The following is a 17,142-nucleotide window of genomic DNA, read 5'->3' as shown; positions in this document are numbered from 1 at the left end:
GGTTGTAATATTAACCCCATCAAACTTAAATTAGTACTTACTTTATAAAAGAATGAGATTCCTAATAAATGATTCAATAGAACTTGGAGTTCAGTTAAAACGATTAAGAGAATTAAACGGATTTAAAGCTGATTTAATTGCAAAAAATATAGGTATTTCAAAATCTTATTTATCAATGATTGAATCTGGGAAAAGAATTGCTCATTGGTCTCTACTAAAAAAAATTTTAAATGCTCAGAATGAAACTCTAATTTCATTTTTTACTAAAGCTGAGAACAACCAAAAGCCTGTTGACGAAAATCATTTAACTAACAATTTTTCCATTTTAATTGAGGGTGAGTCTAATGCTTTAAACACTGAGATTATATACTCTAAAAGTAAAAACACTACTATTTTTTTAACCCCTTTTCAAAAAAATTTAAATTGTCAATTAGTAAATATTTGTCTATTACCAAAGAGTTATTGGACTGAAGATTACATTACATATAACTCTAAAGTTACTTTACTATGTTCAAATGGTTCAGTATTATTTGAATGTAAAGATGTAGATTCTGGGCAATGGGAAAAAGTAATTCAAAAAAATGAACTGTTAATTTTTGATGCTAATAATAATCATAGAATTAGAAATCATACAAATGAGACATCTCATTTTACACTCATAATATCTAACCCAAAATTGTAAATAAATTTTTAAATTTTTTATGTAAATAATTTATAATGTATTTAATCGTTATTATGGAACTAATCCAAAAAAATTCTTTTTAGAAAAAAATATGAATAAAATATTATCAAATTTCCTGTTCATTGGTCTATTATTTTGTTTTATTCCATCAAATGCTCAGTTCCCAAGAGGTAACCAAATACCTTCTTCAATGAATGCAAGCTTAAAGGGTAATATAATTGGAATAGTTAAAGATTCTTTAACTGATCAGGTGTTAGAATATGCAACAATAACAATCAAGTTACCTAAAACAAACAAAACATTTGGTGGGGCAATCTCTAAATCAGATGGTAAATTTATTGTTGATAAATTAAGAACATCTGAAGAATATAATGTTGAAGTAAGCTTTATAGGTTACCAAACTAAAAAGATTGATAAGATAACAATTCAAGATGAACCTCCTGTTTTCGATTTAGGAGAAATTAGAATTTCTCAAAATCAAACATTAGGAAATGAAGTTGAAGTTACAGCGAAAAAAGAATTTCAAGAAATTCGCATTGATAAAAAAGTGTTTAATCTAACTGCAAACCCAACTTTCATAGGAACTAATCTTAGCGATGCACTTGCTAAAATTCCAGCTATTGAAGTTGATCAAGATGGGAATATTTCATTAAGAGGCAAAGGCAACCCAACAATTCTAATAGATGGAAGACCCTTACCAATGAGTTCTGAACAATTAAATAATTTATTTAAACAAATGCCAACTTCAATGATTGATAACATTGAAGTTGTTACTAATCCATCTGCCAAATATGAAGCTACTGGTATGTCAGGGATTATAAATATAGTAATGAAAAAGAATAGTGAAACTGGAGAAAGTTATGGTGGAGGGGTTACATTAGGTTATGGAACTTGGGATAGATATAATGCATTTTTAAATGGTAATTATAGGAAAAATAGTTTTAGTGCATTTGCTAGCGCTGGTTATTCAAGAAACGTTATGGAATTTAATTCCTTAGTTAGTAGAGACACCAAAGATTCATTAGGTGCAACAGTAATAAAACTAAACCAAACTTCTGAAGGATCAAGTAATGGAAATAATTTGAATGCAAACTTAAGATTAGATTATAACTTTACTCCAAAAACTTCTCTTTCACTTTCAAGTTTGTTTAACACTTATTCAGGACCAACAACTTCTTTAGGTAAGTATGATCAAACTCTGGGTAGCCTTACTAACAATTTCTTAAGTTACTCAACAAGAGTTGGTGATAATTCTTCTAGCAACACCTTAATAAATGGATCTCTTTCTTTCAAGCAACAATTTGAAGGTGAACATCAATTAACTACAGATATTAATTTTACTAATTCAAAAACTAAGGATGATCAAAAATTTACTTTTTCTAATTTTATAAATGATAAAACAACTCTATTAGGAAAAGAAAATATTCAAAATGATAATTTATCTATAAATAATAAAGGATTAACTTATAAACTTGATTATTCTTTACCAATATCAAAAGGGACTAAAATTGAAACTGGTTATAAAGGTGAAATGAGAGAAATTAATAACGATGTTGTTTCCCAAATTTATAATGATTCTTTAAAGCAATTTATTTCTAATCCTTATAATACTAGTACTTATAAATATGATGATAATTATAATGCTGGATATTTATTAGTTAATCATGAGTTAACTTCAGAATTCAGTTTGCAAGCAGGTGTAAGGGTAGAAAATACAAACATAATTGGGGGTTATAACAACAAAACTGATATTGATAAAAGTTTTCTAGATATTTTTCCAAGTGGATCAATCCTATATAAAATCGCAGATAATTCTCAACTTCAACTTGGTTATAGCAAAAGAATTAATAGACCCAGATTTGATCAACTAATTCCATACACAAGCAGATATGATGTTTATTCTAGATATATAGGCAATCCAAATTTGAATCCAGAATATACTCATGCAATTGAATTAAATTATAACACTTTCGGTGATTGGGGATCTTTTACTTTATCTCCATTTGTAAGAGTTGAAAACGGTTCAATAAGGCATGTAACTTCTCTGGCAAATAATATAACAACCACAACTCAAGTTAATTTTGGTACATCAACAACATTTGGAAGTGAAATGTCAATTTCTACAAAACCATTTAATTGGTTAAACTTTACGTTAAATTTAAATGGTTCTAGTCTTACAAATGATGGAAGTGAAATTGCTGGTGATGTTTCTAGTAATGCAGTAATTGTTGGTGGGAATTTAAATGCAATCTTTTCAATTTATGATGGTTTAGACGCAGTATTTTCCTCGAGATATAGATCAAAAGGTCAAATTGGATATTCAAGAAGATTACCAAATTATGGAAGTGATTTGGCAATTTCTTATAGAATGATGTCTAATAATTTAATTTTTTCTTTAAGGTTAAGCGATTTATTTGATACTCAAAGAATGGCTTTTCAAACTGAAGCACCAGATTTTTACTCTAGTTTTGAAATGAAATCTGTATCAAGAATTGCTTTTTTGAATATAGTTTATAATTTTGGTCAGAAACTTAATTTGCCAAGACAAAAACAAAATGATAGCCCTCGTAATGATGATATGGGCGGGTATGGCATGTAAAAATATAAATTTTTATCTTGAAATAAATTTTTTAATTTTAATTAATAGCCTAATTTTTTATTAGGCTATTTTTTTTTCATTTTTGTAACTTAAATCTTTTGTTTGGGTTTAAGAATAATTGTGTTTGTTACTTTAATACTTTAGCTTTTAATTAGATTTTTTTTAACTATTCAAATAACATTTCATTGATTCAATGGAATTAATCAATACTGCAATATCATCAAATGGAATTCTAAAATCACTACTATATGCGAATATCTTTTCATGCCCATTAACTCTTAAAGAAATTTCATTTTATCATAATCAAGAAATTACTAACTCAACCGAATTAGTTTATTTGTTAGAAGATTTAATTGATAAAAAATTAGTTTTTAAGTTTGGCAAATATTATTCTGTTTCAAATGATAAGAGTATATTTTTGTTGAGAGAGAATGCTCTTAAATTAGCATTAAAAAAAATTGAAGTAGCTAAGATAATGACAAAGATTATTTCTTGTTTTCCATTTGTTCGTTCAGTTATGCTTTCTGGTTCAATATCTAAATTGTATATGAAACCAACTTCCGATATTGATTACTTTATTGTTGTTCAGCATGATAGGTTATGGATTTCACGTACTTTATTAAAATTGTTCAGATTTGTTTTTCTGTTCAATTCTTCAAGGAATTTTTGTCTGAACTATTTCATTAGTGATAATAAATTTGAAATAGATGAGAAAAATTTTTTTACTGCAAATGAGCTTATAACTCTTATTCCATTATATGGATTTGATCATTATTCTTCTTTAATGTTCAATAATAATTGGATTTCAGATTATTTCCCAAACTTTTCTAGAAAAACATTTAAACCTTCATCAAACTTAAACTCACCATTTATAAAAAGATTTTGTGAATCAATTTTATCATTTAAATTTATAGATAAAGTTGATGAATTTATAATGAATAGAATGAAAATGTACTGGAGAAATAAGTTCCCTAAATTGAGTAGTAAAGATTTATCTCACTCATTCAAATCAAACAAAAATGTTTCCAAACAACATATAAACAATTATGAAAAAAAAATTCTCATAGAATTCGATTTAAAGATAAAAGAGTTTGAAGATATGAATAATATTTCAATAAAATAATGAAGGTCTTATTTAGTAATTCCTACTTTTATAATTTTGATCAAAAGCAATCTTTGTTCAAAAAACCTTATCCACCTATTGCAACAATCATTGCTGCTAATTCCCTCAGAAATAATGGTTATGAGGTTTCTTTACATGATACTAGCCTTTCTAATTCCCCACTTCAAATCATTCAAACTATAGTTGAATTCAAGCCTGATGTATTAGTGATTTATGAAGATGGATTCAATTACTTAACTAAAATGTGCCTAAGTAAAATGCGTAATGCTGCATTTGATTTAGTTAAAATTGGAAAAGATTATAATTGCAAAGTAATTGTTAGTTCATCAGATTCTACCGATAATTATTCAGATTATTTAACTCAAGGAGCAGACTTTGTTTTAATTGGCGAAGGTGACAAAACATTAATTGAACTAATAAGTAATTTGGATACAAAAAAAGAAATTGGGCATGTAAATGGTATTGCTTATTCAGACAAATTTGGCAAAATAATTAAAACTTTAAATAGAGATGTTTTATCAGATATTGATTCTATTGGTTATGGTTGGGATTTAATCGACATCCCAAAATATAAATCAATTTGGGAAAAATATCATGGTTACTTCTCACTCAATATTTCTACAACAAGAGGGTGTCCGTTTAAATGCAATTGGTGTGCCAAACCAATTTATGGTAACCGATACAATGTTCGCTCTGTTATTAATGTTGTAAATGAAATTGAATTTTTAATTAATAAATTTAATGTAAAGCATTTTTGGATGTGTGATGATATTTTTGGGTTGAAACAAAATTGGGTGCAAGAGTTTAGAGATGAAGTGTTAACAAGACAACTTAAATTCAAATTTAAAATTCAATCAAGAGCAGACCTTTTAATGATTGAAGATTCTATTGATGCATTGGTTGCTTCTGGCTTAGATGAAGTATGGATTGGAGCTGAAAGCGGTTCGCAAAAAATTCTAGATTCAATGGAAAAAGGGACCACAATTGAACAAATCAATTTGTCAACTAAATTACTGAAACTAAAAAAAGTTAAAGTCTGTTATTTCATACAGTTTGGTTATTTGGGCGAAACTATGATCGAGATTAATGAGACTATAAATATGATTTTAAAGAACATGCCACATCAAATAGGGATTTCTGTTTCTTATCCTTTGCCTGGTACAAAATTTTATCAAATTGTTAAAGATCAAATGAATGAAAAAACAAATTGGAATGATTCTAACGACCTAACAATGATGTATGAAGGGAGTTTCAATACAAATTTTTATGTTCAACTTTATAAGTATGTTCACTCAATTTATCGATATAAATATGGAATCCAATCCTTAAAATTATTTTATAGAAATATTTCAATTGAAAACTTAAAATATGTTTTATCAGGTTTTTATTTTTTACCTAAATCTATATATGAAAAATATAAACTCAATAGATTAATTTAAGATATAAGTTTCTTTATTCCTTCAAAATTTATACTCTTTGAAGTGATAGCTAAAATTACAATCAAACCACCAATTACTGCAATAAAAGAAGGATACTCCAAATAAAAAAGTGCAACCCAAATTGGATTTAAAACTGGTTCAATTATAGGAACCAAAGCAGATTCAATTGCTGTAACTAACTTAGTTCCTTTTGCAAAAAATAAGTATCCAAATCCTAATTGTATAAATCCTAAAAACAATAAATAAATTAAGTTGTTCGATGATGGAATTTCAAATCCCGATAAAGGAAGAGCTATAATTGAAGTTATTATATTCCCATAAAGTACTGGTTGCAATGTTGAATTCATTTTCTCTCTTCTTATTGAAATAACAGTAAAAGCGAAGCATACTCCGCTGAAAATTGCGGTTACATTTCCAATCAAATTATAGTTGTTAGTTTGAGTTTTAGAACTAAATATGTTCTCTGCAAAAAAAAGTGTCATACCTAAAATTGCAACAATTATAATTATCCAATCTTTCTTTTTAATGTTTTCGTTTAATATTCTTCTGCTTAATAATCCAACATAAATAGGTGCTGTATACTGAATTAAAATCGCGTTGGCTGCTGTTGTTAATTTGGTTGCAATTACAAAAAGTATTACTGTTCCAGAGTAAGATAATGCACCAATCAATGACCATTTTGAAATTGCTAACTTTTCTTTTCTTACAAAGAATAACATTATTATTGCAGCAAAAAAACTTCTCCATCCTGCAATTGCAAGGGGTGCCATTGATATTAGCTTGATGAACAACCCACCAAAACTCCATATAAAAGCACCTATAATTAGATATACTATTCCCTTTGTTCTTAACTGCATAAATCGGTTTTACGTTAAAATAAAATTTATTTTAAATAATTATTTTTATTTAAATATTTAAAATTATATTATGATTGATAAGCAAATTTACAAATACTTAATGCTTAGAATTTATTTACTTTTGCGTTTAACTAATTCTAATCTGTCTTGTTTATATTAGATAAATTTCATTTACTATGATTAAATATTTACTCCTTTTTATTTTTATTTTTTCTTTTAATGTTTCTAAGTCACAATTTCGTGTTGATACTTTATTAACAATGAGTGATGGAAAAATAATGAATTTAGCATTTTTTACTCCGTTACAATTAACTCCGAAAGGTGGCTTTCCTGCAGTATTGTTAGTTCATGGTTATGCTGGATCTAAAGAAGACATGACTGCAATTGCAAACCTGTTTTCGTTAAATGGATATTATTGTGTTGAGTTTAGCGTTAGAGGTCAGGGTGCTCCTGCTGGATACCCTTCTGAAGGTGAATTTAACTGGATGACTGATGATAGGATACTTCAAGATACCAAAGAAATTATTTCTTGGATGCAAAAAAGAAGTGAAATTAATAAAGATAAAATTGGTATGTTAGGAGGTTCTCAAGGTGGAATGATAACTTGGAATGCTGCTGTAAATAAATTACCAATTAAATGTGCAATCCCAATTATTGCAGTCCCAAACCTTGAGAACGCATGCTTAAATAATGGTTGCTTAAATTACTTTTGCTATAATGCAATAACTACTGGTGGGAAATCAATTAACTATGGACCTTTTATGCGAGATACTTTAATGCCTTTGGTTGTTAATGATGATTATTATGCAATTAAAAATTATGTTTCAAGAAAAGATATAGTTAATAAATTATCAAATATTCAAATCCCTTTATTGATTGCACTTGCTTGGCAAGATGATTTATTCAGAGTTTTAGATATTGCTGATGAGCTTAAATTAATCTATTCAGATAAAAAATTAATTATATTTCCAGGTGGACATGGCTTACCAAAAGACCCATCACAATTGCTAGGTTTGATGAATCTTTCAATTAGATTTTGTGATTATTGGCTTAAAGGAATTAAAACTGAAACTATCATGAATAAAGACTCTGCTATAATATTAATTGATGCCTCAGAAAATAAAATTAAATATTTGACTGAATCAAATTTCAATAATTGTTTTCCACCCAAAACTATACCAATTACATATTATCTAACAAATAATAATAAATTAATTGAGAGTGTAAATTCAAATGTGTTAACTACAGAATTGCTTGAAAAAAGAAAGTATATAAAAAATATAACAAATGATATTTCATTGAAATTTTTCTCAGATCCAATTAAGAATGATGCTGAGTTAATGTCTTATAAAACATCTATTTGGGTTAATTCAGATGCAATAAAATATCAAGCTAACGTATTATTGTATGACTATAATCCAATTTTAAAAACTAGTAACCCAATAACCAGAGGCTCATATCAGGTTAGGTTATATTCAAATGAGAATAAATCTAAAAGGGAAATTAAGTATGATTTAAATCCTCAGTATTATTTGATTAGAAAGGGTCATCAAATTGAAGCTAGAGTTAAATTTGGAGAATCTCACCCTAAAGCGTCAGATGAATTTGGGTTATCTCCTTTTCCACCTCAATCTGATGCAAATGATACTCTTTTCAGCAGTTCAGATTTTCCAAGTTTCATTGAACTTTATCCAATTATTCAGAATAATAAATCAGTTGAAAAGAGTGTTTTAAGTAGTAAATTTGATTTAGTTTTTGATAAAAATTTAGTTACAAAAGGTGAACCAATTTCATTTCAATTTAATAGTACAAAAGATATTGAAATTGTTCTTTTCAATCAGCTTGGTGCTGTTGTCAATAGACTTTATTTAAATAAATTAATTAGCAGTTCAACAATTCCAACTGATGAACTTTCACCAGGAATGTATTGGATTTATGCTTGTTCTGGGGAGTTTGTAAAAATACATAAAATAATAGTCATAAAATAATTATTGAAATTTATTATCATTTTGTTATTACATTTTACTTTAAAAATAATTAAATGTTTAAATGAAAAAAAAAATTAACTAGCAATAACAATTAACCCAGAGATTATTAAAATTGCACCCGAAATTAATTTTAAGGTTAGTGGCTCTTTAAGTAGTAAAAAGGAGAGCATTAAAGTTATTACAATGCTCCCTTTATCAATAGTTGCAACATATGAAACTTTCCCTAATTTCATTGCACGATAGTAGAAGATCCAAGAAAGTGATGTTGTTATTCCAGAAATAACAAGGAAGAGAATTGTCTTTGGTGTAAGTTTCCCAATTTCGTTAACATTTCCAAGTAAAAAAGAATTTGCTATTACAATTATAAACACAACTCCAGTACGAATTGCCAAGCCTAAATCTGAACTTATATCTTTCAAACCTACTTTTGCAAGAATTGAAGTTAAACCTGCAAAAAGCATAGCCAAGAGAGAGTACAATAGCCATGGTTCCATTTCTTGAATTATTTAAAAATTAATTTACATTTGAGTTTTAATCAATTCCATTATTTGTAAAGTGGAAACTGATTGCAAAACTCGGCTACATCTTTTTTTACTTTAGTTTGCAAATCTGTGTTGCTAATATCTCCTAAAATTTTATGAATAAAATCCGCAATTTGTTTGAACTCATTTTCGGACATCCCCCTTGTTGTCATAGCAGGAGTACCAAGCCTTATGCCAGATGTAATTAAAGGGGATTTATCATCGAATGGAACCCCATTCTTATTACAAGTAATTCCAGCGTTATCTAATGCAATTTCAGCTGCCTTACCTGTTAAGTTATGATCCATTAAATCAATTAATAGTAAATGATTATCAGTCCCTCCTGAAACAACTTTATAACCATTATTCATCATTGCAATTGAGAAAGCCTTTGCATTATCAATTACATTTTTAGTATAAATTTTGAAATCATCTTTTAGTGCTTCACCAAAAGCAACCCCCTTTGCTGCAATAACATGCATTAATGGTCCACCTTGTATTCCAGGCATAACCCAACTATCTATTAATTCACTCATCATTTTTTTTCTGCCAGATTTTGGAGCAACAACGCCAAATGGATTTTCGAAATCTTTACCAAGCATTATTATCCCCCCTCTTGGTCCTCTTAGGGTTTTATGTGTTGTTGATGTAACAACTGTGCAATGCTCAATTGGTGAGTTTAGCCATCCTTTTGCAATCAATCCAGCAGGATGGGCAATGTCTGCCATTAGGAATGCACCAACTTCTTTAGCAATGTCTCCAAATGCTTTGTAATCAATGTTTCTGCTGTAAGCTGATGCTCCAACAGTAATCATTTTAGGTTTGTGCTTATGAGCTTGTTCGCGAACAATATTATAATCTATCAAACCCGATTCTCTATCAACTCCATAAGAAACAAAATTGTAAAATTTACCAGAAAAATTTACTGATGAACCATGTGTTAAATGTCCACCATGAGATAAATCCATACCAAGAACAACATCACCATGTTTTAGAAAAGAAAAATAGACCGCCATATTTGCTCCTGATCCTGAATGTGGCTGAACGTTAACATATTCAGCATTAAACAATTGCTTTAGCCTATCTTGTGCAATAGTTTCTGCAACATCAACCCATTCACAACCACCATAGAACCTACGCCCCGGATACCCTTCTGCATACTTGTTAGTTAGAACAGAACCCTGAGTTTCCATTACTGCTTGGCTTGTAAAGTTCTCACTTGCTATTAGTTCAATCTTGTCATTTTGCCTTTTTGTTTCCCCCATTACTGCGGCAAAAATTTCTTTATCCTGCTCTTCTAAAAAATTCATTATTGTTTTATTAAAAATGTTTTTATCTAATTGCAAATTTAGAATTTTTTGAGTTGTGTTATAATTATTTTTATTTATTCAATCAATTATTATTTGGTATGATATTAATTCATTTTATAATTTATCTAATAATTGCAATTTTGTTAATTAATATTTTATCTCCTGCTTGAATTATTACTCAATTTTTCACAATAATAAATTTCCTTACTTGAGCATCTTAAATTAGTCAACTAATCAAATTCATCATTCAAAAATAACTACTACCAAAATAGAAATAATAAGAAAAAACTATTATAGGAAATGTCTTAATATTGTATTCCATTATCAGGCTTTAATATGACGTGGAAACTTATTTTTAGAAAGTGGCAATCAATTTTAGTTTGCCCTAATAAATGGCATTTTTAATGTTGTTTGACAGATAAGTTAATATTTCACAAAAGCATTAGAGCCATATATTACCAACGTACCAACAGACAAAAGTTATAACTTGCGACTTCAAAACGAATAGAAAAATAAATGAATTTAGACCAGTACATAAACAACTTAAATCAGCGTTATAAACTTGGTAATTCTACCGAGCATACTTTTCGTGGCGACTTGCAACAACTGTTAGAAAGTTTAGTGCCTGACATTAGGGCGACCAACGAACCCAAAAGACAATCTTGCGGAGCACCCGACTACATTCTGACCAAAAAAGAAATTCCAGTAGGTTTTATTGAAGCAAAGGACATTGGCGACAAAGACCTTGAAGGAGCAAAGAAAACGGGAAATAAAGAACAGTTCGACCGATACAAGGCTTCGCTAAACAACTTAATTTTTACCGACTATTTAGACTTCCATTTATACATTGACGGAATTTTTATTACAAAAATTGCAATTGCTGCCCTTCGACAAACTCAGGGTGACAAGTATGAAGTAGTTCCGCTATCCGAGAACTTTGCAACTTTTACAAATCTCATCAAAGACTTTGCTACCCACGTTGGGCAGACAATAAAAAGTTCAAAAAAACTGGCAGAAATGATGGCGGGCAAAGCCCGCCTTCTTTCTGATGTTATTGAAAAGGCGTTGACAAGTGATGAAACTCATAATGAGAATAGCACACTTAAAGACCAAATGAACGCCTTTAAGCAAATTCTTATTCACGACATTACGCCCAAAGGATTTGCTGATGTGTATGCTCAAACCATTGCTTACGGAATGTTTGCGGCTCGTTTACACGACCCAACTTTGCCCACTTTCAGCAGACAAGAAGCCGCAGAATTAATTCCAAAATCAAATCCGTTTTTACGCAAACTGTTTGGCTACATTGCTGGTCCCGAAATTGACGACCGTATTAAATGGATTGTAGATAGTTTGGTGGAAATATTTTTGGCTTGCAATGTTGAAGAAATTTTAAAAAACTACGGGAAGTCAACAAAAATGGAAGACCCAATCATCCATTTTTACGAAACATTTTTGAGTGAGTACGACCCGAAATTGCGAAAGGCTCGTGGCGTTTGGTACACACCTGCACCAGTTGTAAATTTTATTGTTCGGGCAGTTGATGATATTTTAAAAACCGAGTTTGATTTACCGCAAGGACTTGCAGACAATAGCAAAACAAAGATAAAGGTTGATGTACAGGGCAAAAAGACAGAACAGGAAGTTCACAAAGTTCAAATACTTGACCCAGCAACAGGCACAGGAACTTTTTTAGCTGAAGTAGTAAAACATATTCATAAAAAATTTGAAGGACAAAAAGGAATTTGGAGCAATTATGTAGAAACGCATTTATTGCCTCGCCTCAATGGATTTGAGTTGCTAATGGCAAGTTACGCAATGGCACATTTAAAATTAGATTTACTTTTAACTGAAACAGGCTACAAAGCAACAACAAACCAAAGGTTCAGAGTTTATCTTACCAACAGTTTAGAAGAACACCACCAAGACACAGGAACTCTTTTTGCAAATTGGTTAAGTACAGAAGCCAACGAAGCCAATCACATCAAAAGAGATACACCAGTAATGTGTGTAATTGGAAATCCGCCATATAGCGGAGAAAGTGCAAACAAGGGAGAATGGATAATGAGCCTGATGGAAGATTATAAAAAAGAACCAGGCGGAAAAGAAAAACTAAAAGAACAAAATTCAAAAATGTTAAATGACGATTACGCAAAATTTTTGCGTTATGGTCAACACTTTATAGAGAAAAATGGAAGCGGAATTTTGGCTTTTATCAATCCACACGGATTTTTAGATAATCAAACTTTTCGTGGAATGCGTTGGAATTTATTAAAAGCCTACGACAAAATTTATACTATTGATTTGCACGGAAATTCACGAAAAAAAGAAATTTCTCCAGATGGAAGTGCAGATGTAAATGTTTTTGATATTATGCAAGGAGTTTCTATAAACCTATTTATTAAAACTGGAAACAAAAAATCAAATGAATTAGGAAAAGTCTTTCATTTTGATTTGTTTGGAAAACGTGAATTCAAATACGATTTTCTAATTGAAAATTCAATTAAAAACATTAATTTCAAAGAATTACCAAATGTTGCTCCAAACTATTTTTTTGTAAAAAAAGATTACGGAGTTCAAGAAAAATATGATGCAGGTTTTCAAATAAATGAAATATTTATTGTCAATTCAGTTGGGATAACTACATCAAATGATTCAATATTAATTAATAAGAACATTGATGAGTTAGAGCAAAATGTTTCAAACTTTTATTCTATTGAAATTGATAAAAAATTAATTTGTCAGTTTCCATATAGACCATTTGACTATCAAAAAATATATTTTGACACTAAAAAAATTGGAAGGGCAAGAGAAAAGGTAATGAAACACTTTTTTAAAAATAAAAATATTGGGTTAACTTTTGAAAAAATTGTTTCAATAATTAAACCTGATTATAGTGATATTTTTGTAGTCAATTCTATGGTTGATAAACATACACTTGGCGGAGCAAGTTATTTAGCACCTTTGTATCTTTATCCCGAAACCAATGGACAACAAACCATTGGGCAAACAGCAGAAAGAACACCAAACCTAAACACAGAAATTGTAAAGCAAATAGCAGATAAATTAGGTTTAACCTTCACCAACGAAAAAGAAACAACCAAAAACACATTTGCACCCATTGACATTTTAGATTATATCTATGCTGTTTTACATTCACCAACGTACCGAGAAAAATACAAAGAGTTTTTAAAAATTGATTTTCCGAGAGTGCCTTTTCCAAAAGACAACGGTACGTTTTGGCAATTGGTAAAACTTGGTGGTGAAATACGGCAAATACATTTATTAGAAAGTCCAATTGTTGAAAAATATATAACGCAATATCCAAAAGATGGAAGCAATGTTGTTGTAAAACCAAAATACGAAAACGGAAAAGTTTTTATTAACGATACACAGTATTTCGACAATGTTCCACAAGTTGCTTGGGACTTTTACATTGGTGGTTATCAACCAGCACAAAAATGGCTCAAAGACCGCAAACAAAGAACACTTGAGTTTGATGACATTTTACATTATCAAAAAATAGTTATAGCCCTTTCTGAAACAGATAGATTGATGAAAGAGATTAATAAAATTGAAATTGAATGAAATGGATGCACTTGGCAGCCAAACAGTTAAGAAAAGTGGTGTTTCAATGCTTCTTATTTACATTTGTTTATACTCAAACATGAGATTCTTCACATCTTAATTAGTAGTAAAAATCGCTACTTTTAAAAAATCACAAAAAGTTCTTGGCGTAATTACAGGTAAACATTTGTCAATAATATTGAAAGTTAATGATACGAATTTTAGAACTTAACAATAATGAAGCAAGGCAATATCTTTTGAAAGAAGAAAGTTATTTCAGTCTAAACTTACCTAAATATTTTGGTGTTTGCCTGAGAGGGGGGGGTAGAGATTAGAGAAATTTTTTTCAACAATTTTCTAAAATAATTTAGGTTAATTTTCATTTTAATTAATTAGTTTAAGTTAATAAATAATAACAAAACAAATCAGCAAATGAATACTAATAAATATAATTTTTAACCTTTAAATTTATACATTTATTACATTAATCGAACTTACAAATTTATTTCTTACTAATATATTTTATTTTATTGCTTAAACAAATTTTTGTCTGCAAATACAACCAAGCTATCATTCATTACCATTGTTGTTAAAATCTCTAATGGTCTTTTTGGAGGACCACCAATTGGCTCTCCCTTAGCATTATACCTTCCATGATGGCATTTACATTTAAATTCTTTGTCAGTTTTATTCCATTCAACTTTACATTTTTTATGAGTACATTCCAAATTTAAAGTGTAAAATTCTCCTTTATCGTTTTGCATTAAAATTGCTTCTTTTTCACCTACATCAAATTCATAATGCGGGAAGTTTTGAAATTCATTTACATGCCCAAGTTTAACTATTTCAGGTGTTTTAAAAATGAACTTATATAATAAAAATATGATCCCTCCAATTAAAGAAATAAAGAATATTTTAATGAAATTTTTCCTTTGCATTTATTATTAATAAAAAATAATCTATGTGAAAACTTAAATGATAATTATTTTCGCAGTCCGAATTAATTTATAATTTTTAGAAAGCAAATCTAAGTTATAAGTTTTAATACATTCGTGAAAGTTTTAGTTTATAAATATCTTTAAATATAATAATTTTAAATCTCAAATCAAATGTCATTTACTTTACAACCTCCAGCTGAGGGGGAAGCATTATCAATGCAAAATGGAAAACTTCTTGTTCCCAACAACCCAATAATTCCGTTTATAGAAGGCGATGGAACTGGTGCAGATATATGGCGTTCATCTGTTCGTGTTATGGATGCAGCAGTAGAAAAAGCATATAATGGAGAACGTAAAATTTGTTGGTATGAAGTTTATGCTGGAGAAAAAGCTAATGAAGTTTATGGAGAACAAGTTTGGTTACCAGAGGACACTTTAACAGCATTCAAAAAATATTTAGTTGGAATTAAAGGTCCGCTAACCACTCCAGTTGGTGGTGGAATTAGAAGTTTAAATGTTGCTTTAAGGCAAATTCTTGATTTGTATGTTTGTTTGCGACCAGTTCGTTGGTTTACTGGTGTTCCATCACCTGTAAAAAGTCCTGACAAAGTTAACATGGTTATTTTCAGGGAGAACACAGAAGATATTTATGCTGGAATTGAATATCAAGCAGGAAGCCCTGAAGCTCAAAAAGTTTTGAATTTCATACAAGAAAATTTTCCAGATAATTTTGATAAAATTCGTTTTGGAACAAAGGAAAAAGCATCTGAATTTTGGTCTCAAGTTGGATCAGATATGGTTGGAAATGATGTGATGGTTGGTATTGGTATTAAGCCAGTTAGTAGAAGCGGAAGTTTTAGATTAGTTCATAGTGCAATAAGTTATGCAATTGAAAATAATCGCAAATCTGTTACAATTGTTCATAAAGGTAATATCATGAAATATACAGAAGGTGCTTTTCGTGATTGGGGATATGGTGTTGCTAAGGATGTTTTTGGTGCTGTAGAAATTGATGGTGGACCTTGGTGTATAATACCTGAAGGCAAACCAGGGGCTGGCATGATAATAAAAGATGCAATTGCAGATATTACTTTACAACAAATTTTAACTCGTCCTGATGAGTTTGATGTTATTGCAACTTTAAATTTAAATGGTGATTATTTATCTGATGCTTTGGCTGCTCAAGTTGGTGGAATAGGCATTGCTCCAGGCGCAAATATAAATTACATTACTGGTGCTGCAATTTTTGAAGCTACACATGGTACTGCACCAAAATATGCTGGTTTAGACAAAGTTAACCCAGGTTCTGTAATTCTTTCCGGTGAAATGATGTTAAGATATATGGGCTGGACTGAAGCAGCAGACTTAATAATTAAGGGGATGGATGGTGCTATTGCAGCTAAAAATGTAACTTATGATTTTGCAAGATTGATGGATGGTGCAAATGAAATTAAGTGTTCAGAATTTGGAACTGAAATGATAAACAATATGTAAAATCAATTTTATAATTTGTATGAACGCGGAAATTTATTAATATCTTTCCGCGTTTTTTTATTAAATTAAATTGGTTATTTTTTTTAAAATATTGAAGTTATAATTGAAAAAAATTCTTGTAGTTTGTACTGGAAACAGCTGTAGAAGCCAGATGGCAGAAGGATACTTGAGAAAATATTCTAAAAACAATTTAGATTTATATAGTGCTGGAATAAGTCCAGATAAAATTAACCAGAACACTATTGATACTATGTTTTTAGATGGAATTGATATATCAAATCATACTTCAAACAATGTACTTGAATATTTAGATTATAAATTTGATTTTGTAATTACTTTATGTAATAACGCAAAATTGAATTGCCCTTCATTTGCATATAATCCTAAAATTATTCACAGAAATTTTTTAGATCCATATAATTCTCAAGGTAATGACATCCAGATTAAATCAGTTTATATGAATGTTAGAGAAGAAATTAAATTGTTCTGTCAAGAATTCATCAGCTCAAATTTTAAAGATTTATATATAAATGAATTTTAATCCTGACGATATTTTCTATTTTTTTTATTTATCTAATTTTAACTTTTTTTAACTCTTAAATCCATATAATTACAAATTAGTTT

General features: G+C 29.3%; 12 protein-coding genes. 8 read left to right on the top strand and 4 right to left on the bottom strand.

Annotated elements, in window-relative coordinates; genetic code table 11:
• Window positions 1-52: 52 nt before the first annotated feature.
• From IPP08_01535 to IPP08_01520, 4 genes are all read left to right on the top strand, one after another.
• On the top strand, window positions 53-682 hold the full coding sequence (locus tag IPP08_01535) for a helix-turn-helix domain-containing protein (GenBank protein ID QQS66881.1): 630 nt from the start codon (window positions 53-55) through the stop codon (window positions 680-682).
• Between the two features lie 91 nt (window positions 683-773).
• Window positions 774-3,281: a TonB-dependent receptor gene (locus IPP08_01530; protein QQS66880.1), complete on the top strand. Its 2,508-nt coding sequence runs from the start codon at window positions 774-776 to the stop codon at window positions 3,279-3,281.
• Window positions 3,282-3,474: 193 nt separating this feature from the next.
• A complete protein-coding gene (locus IPP08_01525) occupies window positions 3,475-4,404 on the top strand; it encodes a hypothetical protein (GenBank protein QQS66879.1) in 930 nt (309 codons plus the stop codon).
• Complete coding sequence (locus IPP08_01520; GenBank protein ID QQS67808.1) at window positions 4,401-5,843, top strand: radical SAM protein; 1,443 nt, start codon at window positions 4,401-4,403, stop codon at window positions 5,841-5,843. The genes IPP08_01525 and IPP08_01520 overlap by 4 nt, the downstream gene beginning before the upstream one ends.
• Here the strand turns inward: IPP08_01520 and IPP08_01515 are convergent.
• The gene (locus IPP08_01515; GenBank protein ID QQS66878.1) at window positions 5,840-6,700 is read right to left on the bottom strand and encodes a DMT family transporter; all 861 of its coding nucleotides are present in this window, start codon (window positions 6,698-6,700) and stop codon (window positions 5,840-5,842) included. The genes IPP08_01520 and IPP08_01515 overlap by 4 nt on opposite strands.
• Window positions 6,701-6,876: 176 nt before the next feature.
• Here IPP08_01515 and IPP08_01510 point away from each other — a divergent pair, with 176 nt between their 5' ends.
• Complete coding sequence (locus tag IPP08_01510; protein ID QQS66877.1) at window positions 6,877-8,688, top strand: alpha/beta fold hydrolase; 1,812 nt, start codon at window positions 6,877-6,879, stop codon at window positions 8,686-8,688.
• Window positions 8,689-8,762: 74 nt separating this feature from the next.
• Here IPP08_01510 and IPP08_01505 read toward each other — a convergent pair whose 3' ends face one another.
• Window positions 8,763-9,182 carry an EamA family transporter gene (locus IPP08_01505; GenBank protein ID QQS66876.1) on the bottom strand — a complete coding sequence of 140 codons (420 nt, stop codon included), beginning with the start codon at window positions 9,180-9,182 and terminating at the stop codon, window positions 8,763-8,765.
• Between the two features lie 50 nt (window positions 9,183-9,232).
• Window positions 9,233-10,519 (bottom strand): serine hydroxymethyltransferase, encoded by a 1,287-nt coding sequence (locus IPP08_01500; GenBank protein QQS66875.1) that lies wholly within the window; start codon window positions 10,517-10,519, stop codon window positions 9,233-9,235.
• Between the two features lie 516 nt (window positions 10,520-11,035).
• On the opposite strand from IPP08_01500, the gene IPP08_01495 reads away from it, so the two are divergent.
• Window positions 11,036-14,107, top strand: coding sequence for an N-6 DNA methylase (locus tag IPP08_01495; protein QQS66874.1), 3,072 nt, complete (start codon window positions 11,036-11,038; stop codon window positions 14,105-14,107).
• A 506-nt stretch (window positions 14,108-14,613) separates the two neighbouring features.
• On the opposite strand, the gene IPP08_01490 is transcribed toward IPP08_01495, so the two are convergent.
• Entirely contained in the window at window positions 14,614-15,024 is a 411-nt protein-coding gene (locus tag IPP08_01490; GenBank protein QQS66873.1) for a Rieske 2Fe-2S domain-containing protein, read from the bottom strand.
• A gap of 171 nt (window positions 15,025-15,195) precedes the next feature.
• Between IPP08_01490 and icd the strand changes: the two genes are divergently transcribed.
• Window positions 15,196-16,518 (top strand): NADP-dependent isocitrate dehydrogenase, encoded by a 1,323-nt coding sequence (gene icd / locus IPP08_01485; GenBank protein QQS66872.1) that lies wholly within the window; start codon window positions 15,196-15,198, stop codon window positions 16,516-16,518.
• Between the two features lie 103 nt (window positions 16,519-16,621).
• On the top strand, window positions 16,622-17,059 hold the full coding sequence (locus IPP08_01480) for an arsenate reductase ArsC (GenBank protein ID QQS66871.1): 438 nt from the start codon (window positions 16,622-16,624) through the stop codon (window positions 17,057-17,059).
• Window positions 17,060-17,142: the final 83 nt, after the last annotated feature.

This window comes from Chlorobiota bacterium, from assembly GCA_016700335.1.
Lineage (GTDB): Bacteria > Bacteroidota > Ignavibacteria > OLB7 > OLB7.
This window is presented reverse-complemented; position numbering and strand designations above follow the sequence as displayed.

What these genes read in the sequence shown, in the direction of transcription:
- IPP08_01535 (QQS66881.1), top strand. Translation starts at nt 53, where the DNA reads ATGAGATTCCTAATAAATGATTCAATAGAACTTGGAGTTCAGTTAAAA.
- IPP08_01530 (QQS66880.1), top strand. Translation starts at nt 774, where the DNA reads ATGAATAAAATATTATCAAATTTCCTGTTCATTGGTCTATTATTTTGT.
- IPP08_01525 (QQS66879.1), top strand. Translation starts at nt 3,475, where the DNA reads ATGGAATTAATCAATACTGCAATATCATCAAATGGAATTCTAAAATCA.
- IPP08_01515 (QQS66878.1), bottom strand. Translation starts at nt 6,700, where the DNA reads ATGCAGTTAAGAACAAAGGGAATAGTATATCTAATTATAGGTGCTTTT.
- IPP08_01510 (QQS66877.1), top strand. Translation starts at nt 6,877, where the DNA reads ATGATTAAATATTTACTCCTTTTTATTTTTATTTTTTCTTTTAATGTT.
- IPP08_01505 (QQS66876.1), bottom strand. Translation starts at nt 9,182, where the DNA reads ATGGAACCATGGCTATTGTACTCTCTCTTGGCTATGCTTTTTGCAGGT.
- IPP08_01500 (QQS66875.1), bottom strand. Translation starts at nt 10,519, where the DNA reads ATGAATTTTTTAGAAGAGCAGGATAAAGAAATTTTTGCCGCAGTAATG.
- IPP08_01495 (QQS66874.1), top strand. Translation starts at nt 11,036, where the DNA reads ATGAATTTAGACCAGTACATAAACAACTTAAATCAGCGTTATAAACTT.
- IPP08_01490 (QQS66873.1), bottom strand. Translation starts at nt 15,024, where the DNA reads ATGCAAAGGAAAAATTTCATTAAAATATTCTTTATTTCTTTAATTGGA.
- icd (QQS66872.1), top strand. Translation starts at nt 15,196, where the DNA reads ATGTCATTTACTTTACAACCTCCAGCTGAGGGGGAAGCATTATCAATG.